Genomic DNA, 17,493 nt, shown 5'->3' with positions numbered 1-17,493 from the left:
TTTATTATGCAGAGGAGGAAGAAATTTGAGCTATTTTAAACATCAAGACATCGAGCCGAAATGGCAAAAGCGTTGGGAAGAGAAAGATTCATTCCGGACGACGGAAGACCCGGACAAGGATTGTTTCTACGTCCTCGACATGTTCCCATACCCGTCAGGAGCCGGACTTCACGTCGGTCACCCGGAAGGTTATACGGCGACAGATATCATCGCCCGCATGAAACGGATGCAAGGCTATAACGTCCTTCACCCGATCGGTTGGGACGCGTTCGGTCTTCCGGCTGAACAGTACGCCCTCGATACAGGAAACGACCCGCGCGAGTTCACGGAGCGTAACATCGGGACGTTCCGCCGTCAGTTGAAAGACCTCGGCTTCTCGTACGACTGGGACCGTGAGATCAGCACGACCGACCCGAAATACTACAAGTGGACGCAATGGATTTTCACGCAGCTCTATGAGCGTGGCCTCGCCTACGTCGACGAAGTGGCGGTCAACTGGTGTCCGGCCCTCGGTACGGTACTCGCTAACGAGGAAGTCATCGACGGATTGTCGGAACGTGGGAACCATCCGGTCTACCGCGTCCCGATGAAACAGTGGGTGCTCCGCATCACGCATTACGCGGAGCGGTTGCTTGATGATTTAGAAACACTCGACTGGCCGGAGAGCGTCAAAGAGATGCAACGCAACTGGATCGGTAAATCGGTCGGCGCCGAAGTCGACTTTAAAGTCGACGGGCACGATAAAGTCGTGACTGTATTCACGACGCGGCCTGATACACTTTACGGAGCGACGTACGTCACACTCGCACCGGAGCACCCGTTCGTCAAAGCAATCGCGACGCCGGAACAACTCGACGCGGTCGAAGCGTACGCGGAAGAAGTCTCGAAGAAGACCGATCTTGAACGGACTGACCTCGCTAAAGAGAAGACGGGTGTCTTCACGGGCGCATACGCGGTCAATCCGGTCAACGGGGAAAAACTTCCGATCTGGATCGCTGACTATGTCTTGTCGACGTACGGTACGGGTGCGGTCATGGCCGTACCGGGCCACGATGAGCGGGACTATGAGTTCGCGAAAACGTTTGACCTCCCAATCCGCGAAGTCGTCAAAGGCGGTAACTTGGATGAGGCGGCTTACACGGAAGACGGCGAACATGTGAACTCAGGAGCGCTCGACGGTCTCAATAAAGTCGATGCCATCGCCAAAATCATCGAAGAACTCGAACTTGCCGGTACGGGCCGGGCGAAGACGACGTATCGTCTCCGCGACTGGTTGTTCAGCCGTCAACGCTATTGGGGCGAGCCGATCCCGATCGTTCATATGGAAGACGGGACGCTCAAGACGGTATCGATCGAAGAGCTTCCGCTCGAACTTCCGATCATCGATGAGATCAAGCCATCAGGCACAGGTGAGTCGCCGCTCGCGAACGCCGACGAGTGGTTGACGTACACAGACCCGGTGACGGGTGAAAAGGGTCGTCGTGAGACGAACACGATGCCGCAATGGGCCGGCAGCTGCTGGTACTACATCCGCTACATCGATCCGCATAACGAAGACATGATCGCCGATCCTGAGAAGTTGAAGCGCTGGCTCCCGGTCGACTTGTACGTGGGGGGGACGGAGCACGCGGTCCTGCACTTGCTATACGCGCGTTTCTGGCACAAAGTGCTCTACGACATCGGGATCGTCCCGACGAACGAGCCGTTCCAAAAGCTCTACAACCAAGGTATGATTCTCGGTGAGAACAACGAGAAGATGTCGAAATCAAAAGGCAACGTCGTCAACCCGGACGATATCGTCAAATCACACGGTGCCGACACGCTTCGTCTCTATGAGATGTTCATGGGACCGCTTGACGCGGCCATCGCTTGGTCGACAAACGGCCTTGACGGGGCACGTCGCTTCCTCGACCGTGTCTGGCGTTTGTTCGAACAAGCGAAACTCGAAGACGTCGCTGCGACGGCCGACTTTGAGCGCACGTACCATCAGACAGTGAAAAAAGTGACGGAAGATTACGAGGCGCTTCGCTTCAATACGGCGATCTCGCAACTCATGGTCTTCATCAACGAAGCGTACAAACAAGACACGTTACCGAAGCAAGAAATGGTCAACTTCATCAAGATGCTCGCTCCGGTCGCACCACACTTGGCTGAAGAGTTGTGGGAGCGTCTCGGGATGGAAGAAGAATTGACGTATGCGGCGTGGCCGACGTTCGATGAGTCGAAACTCGTCAGCGATACGATCGAGGTCGTCATCCAAGTGAACGGTAAGCTCCGGGCGAAGATGCACGTGACGCGCGACGCTTCGAAAGAAGCGCTTGGGGCGGAGGCACTCGCGAACGAGCGTGTACAAGAGTTCACTGAAGGAAAAACGGTCCGTAAAGTGATCGTCGTCCCAGGTAAACTCGTCAACATCGTCGTAGGATAAGTTAAGGAATGTGTGACATTGTCACACGTTCCTTTCTTTTTGGGGATGCCGTTTTCTTTTTGAGGCGGTTTTGTTACACTAAAGGGCGACACTGAATATAAAGGGGACTAAGCGTCCATGAAACGATCTTACGTACTGTACACGACATTGTTTGCGGTCGTGGTCGGCGTGATTCTTTGTTACGTGTTCGTTTTTTCAGACGAAGACATTCAAAGCCAAATCGCTGCGACATTTGAAAAGATTGAGATTCAAACGAGTCATCAAGCGACGTCGATGCCTCCGGTCGAGGCCTCGCCAGACGAAGAAGACATCGATACGACCGATGCGCTCGAACAAATACAGAATATCGACGAGGTTTACTATAGCGACACAATCGGGGCTTATTTGGTCTTGACGAAAGACCACGACTTCTTTGAAGTGAGCGGAAACGCGAATCGAGTGAACGCTTCGCTCAAGCTCGAGACCGAGAATCAATCGTTCCCGCTCGGTGACTTTATCGGGATGCGTATGATTGCAGAAGATAAAATTTATGCCGTTACATCGACCGGTGTCATCGTGACGATCGCGCGAGAAGAAGGACGTTGGATGGAGCGCGAACGAAAAGCAATCGCCGGGCTTGTCTCAACCGATCGGCTGTTCGGGCTCGGGTACGACAAAGAGACGGAACGGCTCATCATCATGAACCGCACGGCAGCGACACCGGATATCGAACTCATCTACGTTCAAGAACGGATTATGAAGGCGGAAACGCCGGAGGAAGCCGAACCAGCAACGGATGAACCAACCCAATCGGCTGAAGAAACGATCGAGACGGATGCTGTCTCTCCGGAAAACGAGGCACTTCAATCGGAAGGAACGGAAGAAACAGAAGACGTCGAACCGTTGACGGAGTGGACGATTGAATCACGCAAGCCGCTCACGACGGAAGGGATGAGCGCCTCGATTCAACAGAAGTTTGAGAAGTTCCGTGGGGTCGGTCTTGTCGAACGGCAAGGACGGATTTACGTCCTCGATTCGGAGGAACTCGTGTTATACACGGTCAACCCAGGCGAAGGGACGATGAACGGTCAAATGGTGACGCCTCGCGTCTACGGTTCGACCGGCATGTTCCTGCAAGACAATGAAATTTTTGCAATCGTACGACCAGACGTGTTCGATCTTGACGCGTTCGTCTCGGTCGACTGATAGGAGCGGATCAAATGAGTAAACGTTATTTTTATGAAGAAGTACGTCAGTTTCACGAAACGTTCGGTCACCCGGAAGCAAGCGTGCCGAGCCCGCTCGAACTTGACCGGGCCGTGAAACGGTCGGTCTGGACGGCAGAAGAAGCGGTCGTCGAATTTTTGCACCAGTCAGCCCGGACGGAAGACGAGTTTTTGCAAGCCGTCGCGACGTTCCAACAAGGGTTTGAGAAAGCCGTGCACAAATCGCTCCAAGAAGCGCCGCCGACGAACGACGTCGACCGGCTCGTCGGTCAAGGGGACGCGCTCACGGACGCACTCTATTTCGTGATGGGGAGTTTCGTCGAGCTCGGGCTCGACCCGGTGCCGCTGTTTGAAATCGTCCAGCGTGCCAACATGGCGAAACTCGGCCCGGACGGATTGCCGATCCTGCGCGCGTCAGACAATAAAGTCATGAAGCCTGAAGGGTGGATGCCACCTGAGCCGGAACTCGAGGCTGAGGTCCGTCGCCAAATGGCAGAAAAATAAGAGAGCGTGGTCACTAGGACCACGCTCTCAGTTTGTTGATGAACCAAATCGTAAAAAGCGATCTGGTTCATCTTTTTTTATGTTCGAGGGCCTTGAGGCGCTCTGCCTAACATAAAATTGAAGTCGAGTCCGCAGTAGCCCGATGTCGACCGTTTACGTTGCTCGTCAGACGGCGCCGGCGCCCCGACTCCTGCAGGAAAGCAATCCGACGGAGACCCAGCAGCGACGTTAGTCGCGATGCGGCTCCGGGATTGCCTGCGGAAAGCGTGGGCGCCGATAGGACGAGCGATATCACTCCTGTTAGTCCACGCTCTCTTTACGTTGTAGGCTCGAGTGTGGAGAATTCCGCCGCATGTGACCCGGCGCAGTGGCCGGTCGTGAAAGCGGCCGTAATGTTATAGCCGCCCGTGTATCCATGAATATCGAGCACCTCGCCGGCGAAGAACAAACCGTCTGCTTTCTTTGACATCATCGTCTGCGGGGCGATCTCTTTGACCGAGACGCCACCGCCCGTGACGAATGCCTTATCGAAGTCGAGCGTACCGGTCGCGTGCAGTTCGAACGTCTTGAGACGCGTCGCGAAATCGATGACCGATTGTCGTTTCAACTGGCTCGCGTCTTCTTCGCCGAAAGCGAGTTCAGCCAAGAGGAGGTCGAGCATCCGTTCCGGGATGAACCCTTTCCAGACGTTTTTGACGGCACGTTTCGGCTGGGCTTGCACTTGATCCCATAGCGATTGAACGAGCTCGTCGCGCGCCATGTCTGGGAATAAGTCGAGTGACAGTGCGACGACCCGTTCTTTGCTGCGCTTGCGTTCTTTGATCGTATATTGACTGCATCTAAGTGCGATCGGACCCGAGATACCGAAGTGGGTGAAGATCATGTCGCCGCGGTGCGTCTTGATCGGCTTGCCTTTTTTACCGTGCACGGTGAGGGCGACATCACGAAGCGACAGCCCTTGCAACTGTTTCGTCCCGATGAACGAATCGTTCAAGAGGATCGGTACCTCGGTCGGGAATAGTTCTGTGATCGTGTGCCCCGCTTTCTCGGCCCACGGGTACCCGTCGCCGGTCGAACCAGTGTGGGGGACGGATTGTCCGCCGACGGCGATGACGCAGGCTTTGGCCTCGATTCGTTCCCCGTCTTCTAGCTCGACCGCCTCGAACTCATTTGCTTCATTAAAATGGAGCGTTTTCACTTTCGCGTTCTTCCGACTCTCGACCCCGAGCGAATCGATCGCTCGGAGGAGCGTGTTGACGACGTCCTGAGCTTTATCCGTCACCGGGAACATCCGGCCGTTGTCTTCTTCTTTCAACGGGATGCCGAAACCCGTGAACAAATCGATGATGGACTGGTTATCGAACTGGGCGAGGGCGCTATATAAAAAGCGGCCGTTCCCAGGAATGAACTGAATCAACTCGTCGACCGGTTTCCGGTTCGTGACGTTACAACGCCCGCCGCCTGAAATAGCGAGCTTGCGTCCGAGCTTAGAGCCCTTATCGATCAAGAGCGTGTTCGCTCCGGCTTTCGCGGCGGCGTAGGTCGCCATCAGGCCGCTTGGGCCTCCTCCGATGACGATGACATCTTTCATCATAGTATCCCTCGTTTCTGTTTCAAATCGACACGTAAAATTATCGTAACTTTATTATCCGCAACAGTAAGAGTATAATGAGAAACGGTCGTTTTGTAAAACTAGGACATTTCAAACGTTGTATGAATAGATGGAGGTATCTCATGTCATCAAGCGTCAAACAAGATTCAGGACGAGAATCCTTCGTCAAAGGAACGCTGCTCTTATCAGCCGGGAACTTGATTTCCCGAGCGCTCGGACTGCTGTACACGTTCCCGTTCCAAGCGATGGTCGGGATTGCCGGTGTTACGTTATACCAAGCGGCATATACGTATTATGCGCTCATGATCGCCATCTCGACGGCAGGGATCCCGGTTGCCGTCTCAAAATTCATCGCCAAGTATAACGCGCTCGGCGAGTATGGGACGAGTCAACGGCTGTTCCGGCAAGGGATGAAGCTGATGCTCGTGACCGGTGTCGTCGCCTTTTTCTTACTCTTCTTTGCCGCTCCGTGGTTGTCGGAGCTCATGGTCCGCAATTCGGAAAACAATCAACAGTACATCGACTCGCTCACGCTCGTCACTCGAAGCGTCAGTTTTGCGCTCTTGCTCATCCCGGCGATGAGTATGGTCCGTGGTTATTTCCAGGGACATCAAGACATGGCCCCGACAGCCATCTCACAAGTCATCGAACAGATCGTACGCATCATGTTCTTGCTCAGCGGAACGATGCTCGTCTTGTTCGTCTTCTCAGACTCGGAGTTCGTCCGTCCGCTCGCTGACACGCTCGGCGGGACGGCGGCGGTCGAGACGACGGAACTGAACGGATTGAAAGTGCTCGCCGTGACGATCGCGACGTTCAGCGCGTTCATCGGTGCGATCGGAAGCATCGTCGTCCTCGCGATGTACTGGCGCAGACGAAAAGACATTCATCGACAGACCGACAACCCTGAAGGGACGCCGGTCCGCTCGATGAAATCGCTCTTGCTCGAATTGCTCAGCTATTCGATTCCGATCGTCATGGTCGGCTTGTCGACACCGCTCTACCAGTTCGTCGATCAGTTGACGATGGTCAACACGCTGCTCAACGCCGGGAAATCGGTAGCTGAGGCGACGTCGGCGTTCGGTTTTTTGACCGGTAACGCCCACAAGATCGTTTTGATCCCGGTATCGATCGCGGCCAGTGTGTCGATGGCGACGATTCCGCTCGTCACCCGGTCGTTCACACACGGGGACATGGATAAAGTACGCAATCAAGTCAATCATATTTTCCAAGTGTCGTTCTTCGTGACGATTCCAGCCGTCATCGGACTCGTCGCGCTCTCAGAGCCGTTGTTTGGGACGCTCTTCCCGGGAGACCGGGAAGGGTGGGTCTACTTGCTCCATTACGCACCGAGTGCATTCTTCCTCGCCTATTACTCGGTCGCTGCGGCAATTTTGCAAGGGATCAATAAACAATACTTCACGATTTTCGCGACAGCGATGGGGTTACTAGCGAAAGTCGTCTTGAACGTCCCGTTCGTGTACGCGCTCGGTGGCATCGGCGCCGGGTATGCGACGATTGCCGGATACATCGTGGCGATCATCCTCATGGTGTGGAAGATTCAACGGGCACTTCAGTTCCCATATAAACAACTGTTACGTCGCACGATCCTCATGTTTGCGATGGGCGCGGCGATGTTCGTTGCGGTGTATGGGTCGTTGTTCGTCACACTAAATGACGAACCGAGTTGGAGCAATGACATCGTCGCGACCGTCGTCGGCTTCGGGATCGGGCTCGTCGTGTATGGCTATCTCGGATGGAGAAGCCACTTGGCCGGGAAACTGTTAGGAAAACGATTCCAATATCGGAGGAAAAATAATGCGAATTGATAAGTTGTTAGCCAATATGGGCTATGGTTCACGTAAAGACGTGAAACTGTTATTAAAACAGGGAGCGGTTCGAATCGATGACCAACCTGTGAAAGATGCGAAACGTCACGTCGACACGGACAGTGAGACGGTCACCGTGCTCGGTGAGCCGGTCGAGTACCGTCCGTTCGTCTACTTGATGATGAATAAGCCGGCTGGTGTCATCAGTGCGACCGAGGACAAAGTTGAGTCGACGGTCATCGAATTGATTGACCCGGCTTACGCCCATTACGAGCTGTTTCCTGTCGGGCGTCTCGACAAAGACACGACGGGCCTACTGCTCATCACGAACGATGGCGCGTTCAACCACGCCCTCATGTCACCGCGTAAACACGTCGACAAGGTGTATATCGCCGAAGTCGACGGTGAGATGACGGTCGAGGACATCCGCACTTTCGCGGAAGGAGTCGCTCTCGAGGACGGGTACACGACGAAACCGGCGCGTCTTGAAGTGCTCAGTCAGACGGGCCAAACATCTGTCGTCCGCCTGACGTTGTCGGAAGGGAAGTATCATCAAGTCAAGCGGATGATCGCTGCGGTCGGCAAGCACGTCGAACGGCTCGAACGAGTCCAAATTGGACCGCTCGAACTCGATGAATCGTTACAGCCTGGTGAATACCGTGAACTGACCGAAGCAGAAGTCGAACAGTTTTTGTCATGAATCAGGAGTGAACAGTGAGACCGGATGTCGGAAAGGCATCCGGTCTCACTTTTTATGCAAAAAAAAGAGGATCCGTGAACGGAACCCCTCGTAATTATATTCAATTTGCCGTCTTCAGTGAACGTTTCGATGATGTCCACGTGCCGCGGCTCGGACTTTCTACAAGATTGTTGTATTCAAGTACGTTCAAATCACGCTGGACGGTGCGTGATGTGATGCCGAACTCTTCTACTAGTTCTGAAGTGGTAACGCAATCCCTTTCGTTGATAAATAAATAAATCGACTTAATACGGGTTAGCATGCGATCTGTTGAACCTTTCATTGGATGACCCCCCAATGCGTAGAATGATGAAAGACGAAACCTACGGACGACAAATGAAATATGAAATTGTTATTTTCTAAAATTACATCTTAAGTATAACGCTCCTATACAGAAAAGCAAGGGGAAAGCACGAACGATTTCAATGTAAAGAACATGTTATGAACGTAAATATCGAATGAATGAACTGTAAATAATCGATTATAGAACCGAAAGACGAACAAAAAAATATTTTCGAAATAAATGTTCGTCTTTCTGACATTTGGATATACTAATAAGGGAGAGAACATTCGCAAAGGGGAGATTGACATGAACTGGAGACAAGAAGTCGACTTACGAAAAGAAGCGTTTTTAAACGATCTTAAAGGATTACTTACAATCCCGAGCGTGTTAGACGAATCGAAAACAGGACCGAACGAGCCGTTCGGCCCAGAAGTCCGTCAAGCGCTCGACTATATGCTCGAGCTAGGTCAACGTGACGGCTTTATCACAAAGGATGTCGCCGGATATGCAGGACATTTAGAATACGGCGAAGGTGAAGAACTCGTCGGCATCTTGTGCCATCTCGATGTCGTACCGGCCGGGGACGGGTGGACATATGGGGCGTTCAATCCGACGATCACCGACGGCAAAATTTTTGCACGCGGCAGCAATGACGATAAAGGGCCGACGATGGCTGCCTATTACGGATTGCGGATCGTCAAAGAACTCGGCTTGCCGCTATCGAAACGGGTCCGGCTCATTGCGGGCTGTGACGAAGAGAGCGAGTGGCGTTGCGTCCGTGAGTACTTCAAACAAGAAGAGATGCCGACGTATGGGTTTGCGCCTGACGCCGATTTCCCGATCATCAACGCCGAGAAAGGTCTATACGATGGCGTGCTCAAGCAACTTCCAATCCAGCGCGTCACGGGAACAAAACATCACCTCGTCTCGTTCATCAGCGGGGAACGCCCGAACATGGTGCCAGACGTTGCGACAGCGGTGTTGAAAACGAATGAAGTGCTCGAAGAGCAATTCGAGGCGTATCTCGAGAAGTATGAAGCGGACGGGACGTGTGTTTTTGAAGAAGGGATGTACACGTTCACAATAAAAGGCGTCGCGGCCCATGCGATGGAACCAGACAACGGGGTGAACGCGGCCTACGTGCTCGCAGGCTTCCTGCTCACGCTCGCGCTCGATATTCAAGGTGAGCGCTACATCGAGTTCGTCCGTCACGTCTTTGCGGACTCACGCGGCATCTCGCTCGGTATTGAAGCGAGTGATGAGACCGGGGATTTGACGATCAACGGTGGCGTTTTCCGCTACAACGACACGGAGCGGATGGCGACGGTTAACATCCGTTATCCGTATACGGCGAAGTTCACGGAACGTCTACAAAACTTGAAAGAAATCGCGTTGTCATTCGGTTTCGAATTGACGACAAGACACCATATGCCACCACACCATGTTTCGGAAGACCATCCGCTCGTGACAACACTAGCAGGCGTCTATGAGCGCCAGACTGGTGAATCAGCGCACTTGATGGCAATCGGAGGCGGTACGTATGCCCGCTCGCTCGAGGCCGGCGTCGCGTTCGGTGCGTTGTTCCCGGGAGCGAAAGATGTCGCCCATCAGGTCGACGAGTATATGGAAGTTGAAGATTTATTACGTGCTGCCGCAATCTATGCGGAAGCGATTTACGAGCTCGCTAAATAATAACCTTTGAGAGCTGACTGCATCGGTCGGCTCTCTGTCTGTTAGGAAGGAAGTTGATCGTGAACCAGCAAAAAAAATCGTTTCAATCGATTTATGTCGCCATCTTTTTCGCACAAGGCGCCCTCATCCCATACATGGCCTTGTTCTTCTCACAAGCACGTTTTGATTTGTCACCGAGTGAGGTCGGGACGATCGTCGCCATCTTGCCTATTTTATCGATCGGTGTACAACCACTCTGGGGCATGCTTGCCGACCGCACGGGCCGAACCCGCGCCTGGTTAATGTTAGCAATGATTGCGGCTGCGGCGATCTCGATCACATTTTTATTTGCGACGTCGTACGTCTGGATCATTCTGTTAATGGTAGCCTGGTCGATATTTCAATGTGCCCACATTCCGCTCGTCGATATGATGACGCTCGATTACACGTCCCGTGCTAAAATCGATTACGGAGCCATCCGTTTGTTCGGCTCGGCCGGGTTTGCCATCGCGGTCTTCATGATCGGCCGGATTGCGGATACGTCATGGGGGTTATCGAGTACGTTTCTGCTTAGTGCGATCGTACTCGTCGTCGGAACCGTCGCCTTGAAGCAAATTGCGGATACGGGTGTAACCCATACGGCGACAGTCGCCCCGTTCGCTTGGTCAGCCATTTGGAATGCACCGTTCGTGGCGTTTTTAGTCGGCGGCATGCTCGTCTTCGGTCCGATTTATGCAAACAACTACTACTTTGGCATTTATGTGACGAGCATCGGCGGCTCGACGACGCTCGTCGGGACGTTGTTTTTAGTAGCGGTGCTCTGTGAAATCCCGTTTATGAAAGTGGCGCATCAAGTTGTCGCACGTCTCGGCACCGTCAACGTACTCGCGGGGGCAGCTATGATTTCAGCGCTTCGGAACGGTTGGCTCGCACTCGAACCGTCGTTGTGGGTCGTTTGGTTGCTTGCCATCGTTCAAGGACTCGTCGTCGGGTTGCTCATTCCGGTTGCACTTCAGTTTGTCCGAAGTCTCGTCAGCTTAAACGTCACCTCGACAGCGATTGGCGTCTATATGGCTGTCACATCGGGCTTGGCGACGGCCGCGTTCAATCAGTTGAGCGGGATAATCATTGAAGTAGACAGCATTATCGGTGTATTTTGGATGTACACAGCAGTCAGTGTCATCGGCGCGATTTTATTCTTGGGACTGAGACGGTTCCGCGAGAAAGGATGACGAGCGATGTCGACACATTATTTTATAGCGCTCCCGATTGAAGCGCGACAGTTTGAACAAATCCAACGGGACATCTTGCCGTTCTATTCCTATCGCCGCGTTTATCGGCCAGAGGAATTTCATTTGACGCTTCAATTTTTAGGGGCGTTAGACGATGACCAAGTAGAGGCAGTCAAAGAGATCACTCGAGACGTGGCGCACGAAACGGCGCCGTTCACGTTACGTTTTCAGCAGATTGATCATTTTGGGAGACCCGATCGTCCGCGCGTGCTGACAATCATCCCGAATCCGTCTGTAGCGCTTTCGACATTCGTCAGTGCACTTCGGCGAAAATTGACAGAAGAGATTTCAGCCATCGATCGGAAACCGTTCGCAGCACACGTCACCCTTGCAAAGAAGTGGGATACCGGCGAGCGGATTCCTTATATCGCACCTGCGTTTGACGTGGAAGAAGCAATCACAGAAGTAGTGCTCTATCGAATTAATCCGACACAGACTCCTGCCTATGAAGCAGTTGAAGTATTTCCGCTAGCGCATTCAGAGGAGGACACATGGCGATCCCGATTAAAATTTTTGACGTAATTTCTAAATATGAACGGAACATGCTCGATCAATTCAATCGTTTTCAAGAGTATATCGAATCCGATACGGCGCGAATGCGCAGGCTCCACGACTTGAATCGGCTAACTCCGCCGGAAATCATGGAGTTTGAAAACCCGTGGTGGAAATTTTGGCGTCGTACAGAGCGCATCGAGCTCGAAGCGAACCCGTTGACGGAAAAGCAATTTCAAACGCTGCTCACAAACCGGCGCCGCATCCAAAAGCTTCAATTTGCGTGCGAAGGGGCAACAGAAGCAGATGTGCCACTATTAGCTTTTTTGCGGGACTATAGTTATCGGCATATGCTCACAGAATGGAACGAGCATCACTTTTTCATGTATCGTCCTGTCGTCGAGTGGAACGGGGCCATGGTTGAACTAAGCCATATCATCGTTGGACCGTCGCATATTTATCTCGTTGAATGGCTTGAAGGAGACCGCAGCATCTATCACGTATCGAAACAGAAGACTTGGATTCATCAACCGCTCAAAGGGGAAAATAAACGTGTAGTCAATCCGCTCATCGCATTGACACGCACCGAAGAGATGGTAAGACAGTTTCTTCCGTCCTATGATGGGGTCATCCAAAAAGTGGCGTTGGCTCCGAACGGCTATTTCGATCATGTGCCAGAGACACGCGCGACCCAGTTTGTTTCAAGGTCTGATTACGACCAATGGATGAAACAAGTCAATGCGAGGGCACCCATCGTGAAAGCCCAACAAATTCGAGATGTGGCGAAACTTCTAGATACGACAGCTCAGATGCCGTTTCGACAATTTTTGGATCAGTAGGAGAGGATGGAACGAGTATGTATCACACACCTGACCAACAGGCGACAACGCATGTGACGATCGAGCGGGCAACGCTCCTCTCATTTGAGACGATTCGACTCGAAGTCATCGCCGAATATGAGTCTATTCCAGTACAAATCGAACAAAACGGGCGCCCTGTCACTTACGTGGTGCTCGAAGAACGATCAACTGAGACCGGGACGATTGAACGGGATATTCGTCTCGCACGCCCGGTAACGCTGGAATCGGTTTATACCGTATTTCATCCTGGACATAAAACGATCGTGGTCGTCCCGAGAGAAATTGTCCAGACGAATGAGTTTGAACGCAGATACGCCTACGATGGACCGCTCGGACTCCTCTTTGGCATAAATGTGATTGACGTATTCGTCTGGTCGCCTGTCGCTTTCTCGATTTGGGTGACGGTGCATGATGAAGACACGCATCGGGAAATCGAGCGATTTCGGATGATGCGCGGTACCCGCGGCGTCTGGCATGCCGAGGTGCCGAAAGGTTACGAAGGGTTGCTGTATCGTCTTCACGTCAAAACACCGGTCGAAACGAACGATATCGTCGACCCTTACGCGAAAGCCGTCAGCCTGAATGGCGAATTTGGCGTATTGGTCGATGTCGAAGCCGAGATTACGAAACACGTTGAACCGGTGTTACGGCCGCCGCTCCGAAAAGCGACTGACGCCGTCATCTATGAACTTCATATCCGCGACTTCACCAGCCACCCCGCTTCGACGAGCCGTCTAAACGGATTGTATGGCAGCATCGTCGAAACCGGGATTCGGACGACCGGTAACAAGAGTGCCGGTCTCGATTACTTGAAAGAGTTAGGCGTCACACATTTGCAATTGCTCCCGGTCCATGACTTCGGCAGTGTCGACGAGTTGACACGCATGCCTTATAACTGGGGGTACGACCCGATTCATTGGTTCGCTTTAGAAGGGAGCTACGCTTCAAATCCAAGCACCCCGACAACAAGAGTGCTCGAATATGCCCGAATGGTGAATGAGTTACACAAAACCGGGATGCGCGTCGTCGTCGATGTCGTCATGAACCATGTGTTTATTCGTGAACAGTCATCGCTCGAAGCGCTCGTGCCGTATTATTATTTCCGGTATGAGCACGACGGAACGGTCGCAAACGGTACCGGTGTCGGGAATGATACAGCGTCTGAACGGTATATGATGCGTCGCATGATTGTCGATTGCATCACTTATTTTGCGACGACGTATCAAGTTGACGGTTTTCGATTCGATTTGATGGGAATCCATGATGTGGAAACGATGAACCAAGTTCGAATGTCGCTTGATAAAGTCGACCGATCGATCTTGATTTATGGAGAAGGTTGGGATTTGGCGACACCGCTCGGCCCGTCCTTGAAGGCGTCTTCCCATAATGCGGCGCATATGCCACGAATTGGTCATTTTAACGACATGATGCGAGATGCGCTGAAAGGTTCATCGTTCAACGAGCGCGAGCGCGGCTTCGTATCCGGGAACGAATGGCGGGAGTGGGAACTTCGTGAATGCATCACCGGTGCCGTTCAGATTCCGAACGTCACCGTCGGTCGGTTCCCGAGTCCGCAATATACGATCAATTATGTGGAAGCGCATGATAACTATACGACGTTTGATAAATTGCTGCTCGCTTGTGAGGATACGGATGAGACGACGAGGTTACGGATGCAACGGCTGGCCACAGCGATCGTCATCACGTCACAAGGCGTTCCGTTCCTTCACGCCGGACAAGAGTTCGGTCGGACGAAACAAGGCGTAGAGAACAGCTATAACGCCCCTGACCGAATCAATCATTTTGATTGGGACCTTCGTGACAGTCGGGCGACAGAAGTGGAGTATGTGAAAACGCTGCTCAAGTTACGCCGGCGCCACACGTGTTTCCGATATGATACCCGTCAAAAAGTAGTCGAGCAGTTCAAGTTTCTCCCGTCGCCGCCTGGCGTGATCGCTTACGAACTGACAGCGAGCCATTCTTACGATGCTTGGCAGCGAGTGCGTGTGTATTTGAACGGGACGTTCGAGCAAGTGACGTTCCAAGCCGAAGGCGACTGGAACGTATATGTGCAAGGGGATAAGGCGAGTTTGACGCCGATTGTTCGAAACCCGAGTCAGATTCAAGTCGAGTCGTTGTCAATGACGATTATCGCGTGTTAATATTGTGATTGTATCTTTTTAACTTCCAATGAGATTTGAGCGTGATGAACATGTATTCAGATATAATCGGTGCCCTCGGTGAAGAGTGGACAGTGGCTTCCGCAGGCGGGATTACGGGTGAAGCGTACGTAGCGACGACGCACCAACAAAAAATCTTTGTTAAACGGAATTCGTCTCCATTTTTAGCGATTCTATCCGCCGAAGGCATCGTCCCGAAACTATTGTGGACGAAGCGGATGTTCAACGGAGACGTTCTCAGTGCCCAACAGTTCATCGAAGGTCGTGAGTTATCGCCTGCCGACATGGAGCGTTCCGAAGTGGCGGCACAACTCGGAAAGATCCATCATTCGAAAGAGCTATTATTCATGTTACAGCAGTTAAACCATACACCGGTCACTTCAGAACTGTTGTACCGGCAATGTGCCGCCTATGAGCAGGATGAGGCAGATGAGACGATCGATGAGGCGGTCCGTTGGTTATCAGACCATCGGCTGCCCGATGACGAGCGCGAACTGGTCGTTTGTCACTCTGACCTCAATCACAATAATTGGATTGAGGATGAGTCGGGACTTCTTTATTTGACCGATTGGGACGACGCCATTATCGCGGATCGCGCGTTTGATTTGGCGATGGTCGTCTATAGCTATGTCGATGAAGTCGATTGGGAAGAGTGGTTCAGTCATTACGGGATCACGCTGACCGCCGATCTGCATTACCGGATGCACTGGTACGCGATTGCCCAGACGGTGTTGACCATCTATGGTGAACAGAGCGCCATGGCAAGAGCTGAAGGTTTGACCGTGCTTCGTGAGCTTCTCGACGAAGCGGATGAACGGACGCAATGAAAAAAGGGATGGCTCACGAATGTGAGTCATCCCTTTCGATATACATCAGACATCTTCAGGTTTCATAAAGTACGCCCAGACGAACGTAGCGATGACGGCGCCGAAAAACGTGAGCGGGGCCGCATAAAAGATTAAGAATTGATCTAACGTGCTCATTGATTTAACCTCCTTGTGAGGGATGATTCATGTTCATTAAACAATGATTTCGTGTATAATCGCAAGGGGACTGCTCGCGTGAAGCGGCTCAGTCAGCAGAAACTTGAACATTTCATGAACGAAAGGTAGGATTTCAATGCGCTTACGCCATAAACCTTGGGCTAAAGATTACATGCAGGCCCAAGAACATGTATTTATCACGAATCCCGAACAGTTGAAAGGAGGTTGGAAAACCGAATTCGGTAACGACAATCCACTCTTTATCGAGGTCGGTTCTGGGAAAGGGCAATTCGTTCTTGGGATGGCCCAACAGTTCCCGGACGCCAACTTCATCGCCATCGAGCTATTCGAGAGCGTTGCCGTCTCGATCGTCCAAAAACTCGTCGAAACGCCGATGCCAAACGTACGCGTCTTGACCGTCGATGCGAAGCAACTCGTCGATTACTTCGAAGCAGGGGAAGTCGACCGCGTTTACTTGAACTTCTCGGACCCTTGGCCAAAGACGAGACATGCGAAGCGCCGCTTGACGTATAAGACGTTTTTGGCCACATACGAAGCGATTCTGCCTCGTGGGGGCGAAATCCACTTTAAGACGGACAACCGGGGGCTGTTCGAATATTCGCTCGAGAGCATGAGCCAATACGGCATGTACTTCACGGATATTTCACTCGATTTGCACGTGAATGAACCGGGTGACAACGTTCGTACCGAGTACGAAGAGCGCTTCAGCGCCATGGGTCAGCCAATCTACCGGATGGAAGCAGCGTTCCGACCGAAAACTTGACACGCTTTTTTCTTATTTTGATAGCATTTTCTTCACACTTTTTTCTTTCTTCTTGGTACAATAGGAATGACGCTAAATTGGAATTAGAGAAGGGGGAATATGGGGATGTTGAAAAAAGCATGGGCAAGCCTGCTTGCAGTAATCTTCATTCTAACAATCGCACCACTCAATACCTCGGCAAACGAGGCGTTCTTAGACGCACTCGAAGAGGATTTGAAAGCGACGCATTACGACTATAAAGAAGGAACGGCTAAGATCGTCAAAGAAGAGACGCTCACGCACTCGAACGGCAACGAAGTCATCGCAGCGGTCGTCGAACTCGATACGGTACGTGACGGCATCTTCATCACACGTAAGACGGAGTTCCATTATTACGATGCGACGGACAACAAGATTCTGACGACGGCTGACCTTGTCGAAGTCGAAGGCGCGACCGAGTTTTCGGACGCGAACATCGACATGCTCGGTCAACAGATCATCTACTGGTTGCCGGTCCTGATCATGTTGCTCTTAATCGCGGTTCCGGCGCTCATTCTTTTCTTCGTCGTACCACGCTTCTACTCGACAACAGATTACATGAATCCGATTTATGAGAAAAACGATAATCCACGTTAAAAAAGAGCCGAGAGGC

General features: G+C 52.2%; 16 protein-coding genes. 13 read left to right on the top strand and 3 right to left on the bottom strand.

The window, feature by feature from the left end:
* The first annotated feature begins 25 nt into the window (after positions 1–25).
* The 3 genes from leuS to EVJ26_RS03490 all read left to right on the top strand — a co-directional run bounded on the left by leuS (position 26) and on the right by EVJ26_RS03490 (position 4,137).
* On the top strand, positions 26–2,428 hold the full coding sequence (leuS, locus tag EVJ26_RS03500; protein ID WP_131469756.1) for a leucine--tRNA ligase: 2,403 nt from the start codon (positions 26–28) through the stop codon (positions 2,426–2,428).
* A 117-nt stretch (positions 2,429–2,545) separates the two neighbouring features.
* Positions 2,546–3,613, top strand: coding sequence for a hypothetical protein (locus EVJ26_RS03495; RefSeq protein WP_131455998.1), 1,068 nt, complete (start codon positions 2,546–2,548; stop codon positions 3,611–3,613).
* 14 nt (positions 3,614–3,627) lie between these two features.
* The gene (locus EVJ26_RS03490; RefSeq protein ID WP_131441468.1) at positions 3,628–4,137 is read left to right on the top strand and encodes a pyrophosphohydrolase domain-containing protein; all 510 of its coding nucleotides are present in this window, start codon (positions 3,628–3,630) and stop codon (positions 4,135–4,137) included.
* 316 nt (positions 4,138–4,453) lie between these two features.
* Here EVJ26_RS03490 and EVJ26_RS03485 read toward each other — a convergent pair whose 3' ends face one another.
* Positions 4,454–5,731, bottom strand: coding sequence for a BaiN/RdsA family NAD(P)/FAD-dependent oxidoreductase (locus EVJ26_RS03485; RefSeq protein ID WP_131456000.1), 1,278 nt, complete (start codon positions 5,729–5,731; stop codon positions 4,454–4,456).
* Positions 5,732–5,871: 140 nt separating this feature from the next.
* On the opposite strand from EVJ26_RS03485, the gene EVJ26_RS03480 reads away from it, so the two are divergent.
* Together EVJ26_RS03480 and EVJ26_RS03475 are read left to right on the top strand one after the other, a co-directional pair.
* The gene (locus tag EVJ26_RS03480; protein WP_131456002.1) at positions 5,872–7,578 is read left to right on the top strand and encodes a putative polysaccharide biosynthesis protein; all 1,707 of its coding nucleotides are present in this window, start codon (positions 5,872–5,874) and stop codon (positions 7,576–7,578) included.
* Complete coding sequence (locus EVJ26_RS03475; RefSeq protein WP_070329415.1) at positions 7,568–8,278, top strand: pseudouridine synthase; 711 nt, start codon at positions 7,568–7,570, stop codon at positions 8,276–8,278. Before EVJ26_RS03480 ends, EVJ26_RS03475 begins: the two co-directional genes overlap by 11 nt.
* Before the next feature lie 100 nt (positions 8,279–8,378).
* On the opposite strand, the gene EVJ26_RS03470 is transcribed toward EVJ26_RS03475, so the two are convergent.
* On the bottom strand, positions 8,379–8,600 hold the full coding sequence (locus EVJ26_RS03470; protein ID WP_083274163.1) for a DeoR family transcriptional regulator: 222 nt from the start codon (positions 8,598–8,600) through the stop codon (positions 8,379–8,381).
* Between the two features lie 306 nt (positions 8,601–8,906).
* Between EVJ26_RS03470 and pepV the strand changes: the two genes are divergently transcribed.
* From pepV to EVJ26_RS03440, 6 genes are read left to right on the top strand one after another with little or no spacing between them, the layout of a single operon-like run.
* Positions 8,907–10,292: a dipeptidase PepV gene (pepV, locus tag EVJ26_RS03465; RefSeq protein ID WP_131456004.1), complete on the top strand. Its 1,386-nt coding sequence runs from the start codon at positions 8,907–8,909 to the stop codon at positions 10,290–10,292.
* 59 nt (positions 10,293–10,351) lie between these two features.
* Positions 10,352–11,503, top strand: a complete 1,152-nt coding sequence (locus EVJ26_RS03460) for an MFS transporter (RefSeq protein ID WP_236635488.1) — start codon at positions 10,352–10,354, stop codon at positions 11,501–11,503.
* Between the two features lie 6 nt (positions 11,504–11,509).
* Entirely contained in the window at positions 11,510–12,085 is a 576-nt protein-coding gene (thpR, locus tag EVJ26_RS03455) for an RNA 2',3'-cyclic phosphodiesterase (protein WP_131456006.1), read from the top strand.
* Positions 12,055–12,894, top strand: a complete 840-nt coding sequence (locus EVJ26_RS03450) for an NERD domain-containing protein (protein ID WP_131456008.1) — start codon at positions 12,055–12,057, stop codon at positions 12,892–12,894. The genes thpR and EVJ26_RS03450 overlap by 31 nt, the downstream gene beginning before the upstream one ends.
* A 17-nt stretch (positions 12,895–12,911) precedes the next feature.
* Positions 12,912–15,077, top strand: coding sequence for a type I pullulanase (pulA, locus tag EVJ26_RS03445; RefSeq protein WP_201738324.1), 2,166 nt, complete (start codon positions 12,912–12,914; stop codon positions 15,075–15,077).
* Positions 15,078–15,127: 50 nt separating this feature from the next.
* A complete protein-coding gene (locus EVJ26_RS03440; RefSeq protein WP_070329440.1) occupies positions 15,128–15,922 on the top strand; it encodes a phosphotransferase family protein in 795 nt (264 codons plus the stop codon).
* 45 nt (positions 15,923–15,967) lie between these two features.
* On the opposite strand, the gene cydS is transcribed toward EVJ26_RS03440, so the two are convergent.
* On the bottom strand, positions 15,968–16,078 hold the full coding sequence (gene cydS / locus EVJ26_RS14585) for a cytochrome bd oxidase small subunit CydS family protein (RefSeq protein WP_438802343.1): 111 nt from the start codon (positions 16,076–16,078) through the stop codon (positions 15,968–15,970).
* A gap of 136 nt (positions 16,079–16,214) precedes the next feature.
* On the opposite strand from cydS, the gene trmB reads away from it, so the two are divergent.
* Both trmB and EVJ26_RS03430 read left to right on the top strand, forming a co-directional pair.
* Positions 16,215–16,862 (top strand): tRNA (guanosine(46)-N7)-methyltransferase TrmB, encoded by a 648-nt coding sequence (trmB, locus tag EVJ26_RS03435; protein ID WP_131456011.1) that lies wholly within the window; start codon positions 16,215–16,217, stop codon positions 16,860–16,862.
* 105 nt (positions 16,863–16,967) lie between these two features.
* A complete protein-coding gene (locus EVJ26_RS03430; protein WP_236633357.1) occupies positions 16,968–17,477 on the top strand; it encodes a hypothetical protein in 510 nt (169 codons plus the stop codon).
* The last annotated feature ends 16 nt before the right edge of the window (positions 17,478–17,493 follow it).

The sequence above is a fragment of the Exiguobacterium sp. SH3S1 genome (genome assembly GCF_004337105.1).
GTDB lineage: Bacteria > Bacillota > Bacilli > Exiguobacteriales > Exiguobacteriaceae > Exiguobacterium > Exiguobacterium aurantiacum_A.
Note: the sequence above shows the minus strand (reverse complement) of the source record. Positions and strands in the feature narration are given on the sequence as shown.

What these genes read in the sequence shown, in the direction of transcription:
- pepV (WP_131456004.1), top strand. Translation starts at nt 8,907, where the DNA reads ATGAACTGGAGACAAGAAGTCGACTTACGAAAAGAAGCGTTTTTAAAC.
- thpR (WP_131456006.1), top strand. Translation starts at nt 11,510, where the DNA reads ATGTCGACACATTATTTTATAGCGCTCCCGATTGAAGCGCGACAGTTT.
- EVJ26_RS03490 (WP_131441468.1), top strand. Translation starts at nt 3,628, where the DNA reads ATGAGTAAACGTTATTTTTATGAAGAAGTACGTCAGTTTCACGAAACG.
- EVJ26_RS03450 (WP_131456008.1), top strand. Translation starts at nt 12,055, where the DNA reads ATGGCGATCCCGATTAAAATTTTTGACGTAATTTCTAAATATGAACGG.
- EVJ26_RS03480 (WP_131456002.1), top strand. Translation starts at nt 5,872, where the DNA reads ATGTCATCAAGCGTCAAACAAGATTCAGGACGAGAATCCTTCGTCAAA.
- pulA (WP_201738324.1), top strand. Translation starts at nt 12,912, where the DNA reads ATGTATCACACACCTGACCAACAGGCGACAACGCATGTGACGATCGAG.
- EVJ26_RS03485 (WP_131456000.1), bottom strand. Translation starts at nt 5,731, where the DNA reads ATGATGAAAGATGTCATCGTCATCGGAGGAGGCCCAAGCGGCCTGATG.
- trmB (WP_131456011.1), top strand. Translation starts at nt 16,215, where the DNA reads ATGCGCTTACGCCATAAACCTTGGGCTAAAGATTACATGCAGGCCCAA.
- cydS (WP_438802343.1), bottom strand. Translation starts at nt 16,078, where the DNA reads ATGAGCACGTTAGATCAATTCTTAATCTTTTATGCGGCCCCGCTCACG.
- EVJ26_RS03430 (WP_236633357.1), top strand. Translation starts at nt 16,968, where the DNA reads ATGTTGAAAAAAGCATGGGCAAGCCTGCTTGCAGTAATCTTCATTCTA.
- EVJ26_RS03495 (WP_131455998.1), top strand. Translation starts at nt 2,546, where the DNA reads ATGAAACGATCTTACGTACTGTACACGACATTGTTTGCGGTCGTGGTC.
- EVJ26_RS03440 (WP_070329440.1), top strand. Translation starts at nt 15,128, where the DNA reads ATGTATTCAGATATAATCGGTGCCCTCGGTGAAGAGTGGACAGTGGCT.
- EVJ26_RS03475 (WP_070329415.1), top strand. Translation starts at nt 7,568, where the DNA reads ATGCGAATTGATAAGTTGTTAGCCAATATGGGCTATGGTTCACGTAAA.
- EVJ26_RS03470 (WP_083274163.1), bottom strand. Translation starts at nt 8,600, where the DNA reads ATGAAAGGTTCAACAGATCGCATGCTAACCCGTATTAAGTCGATTTAT.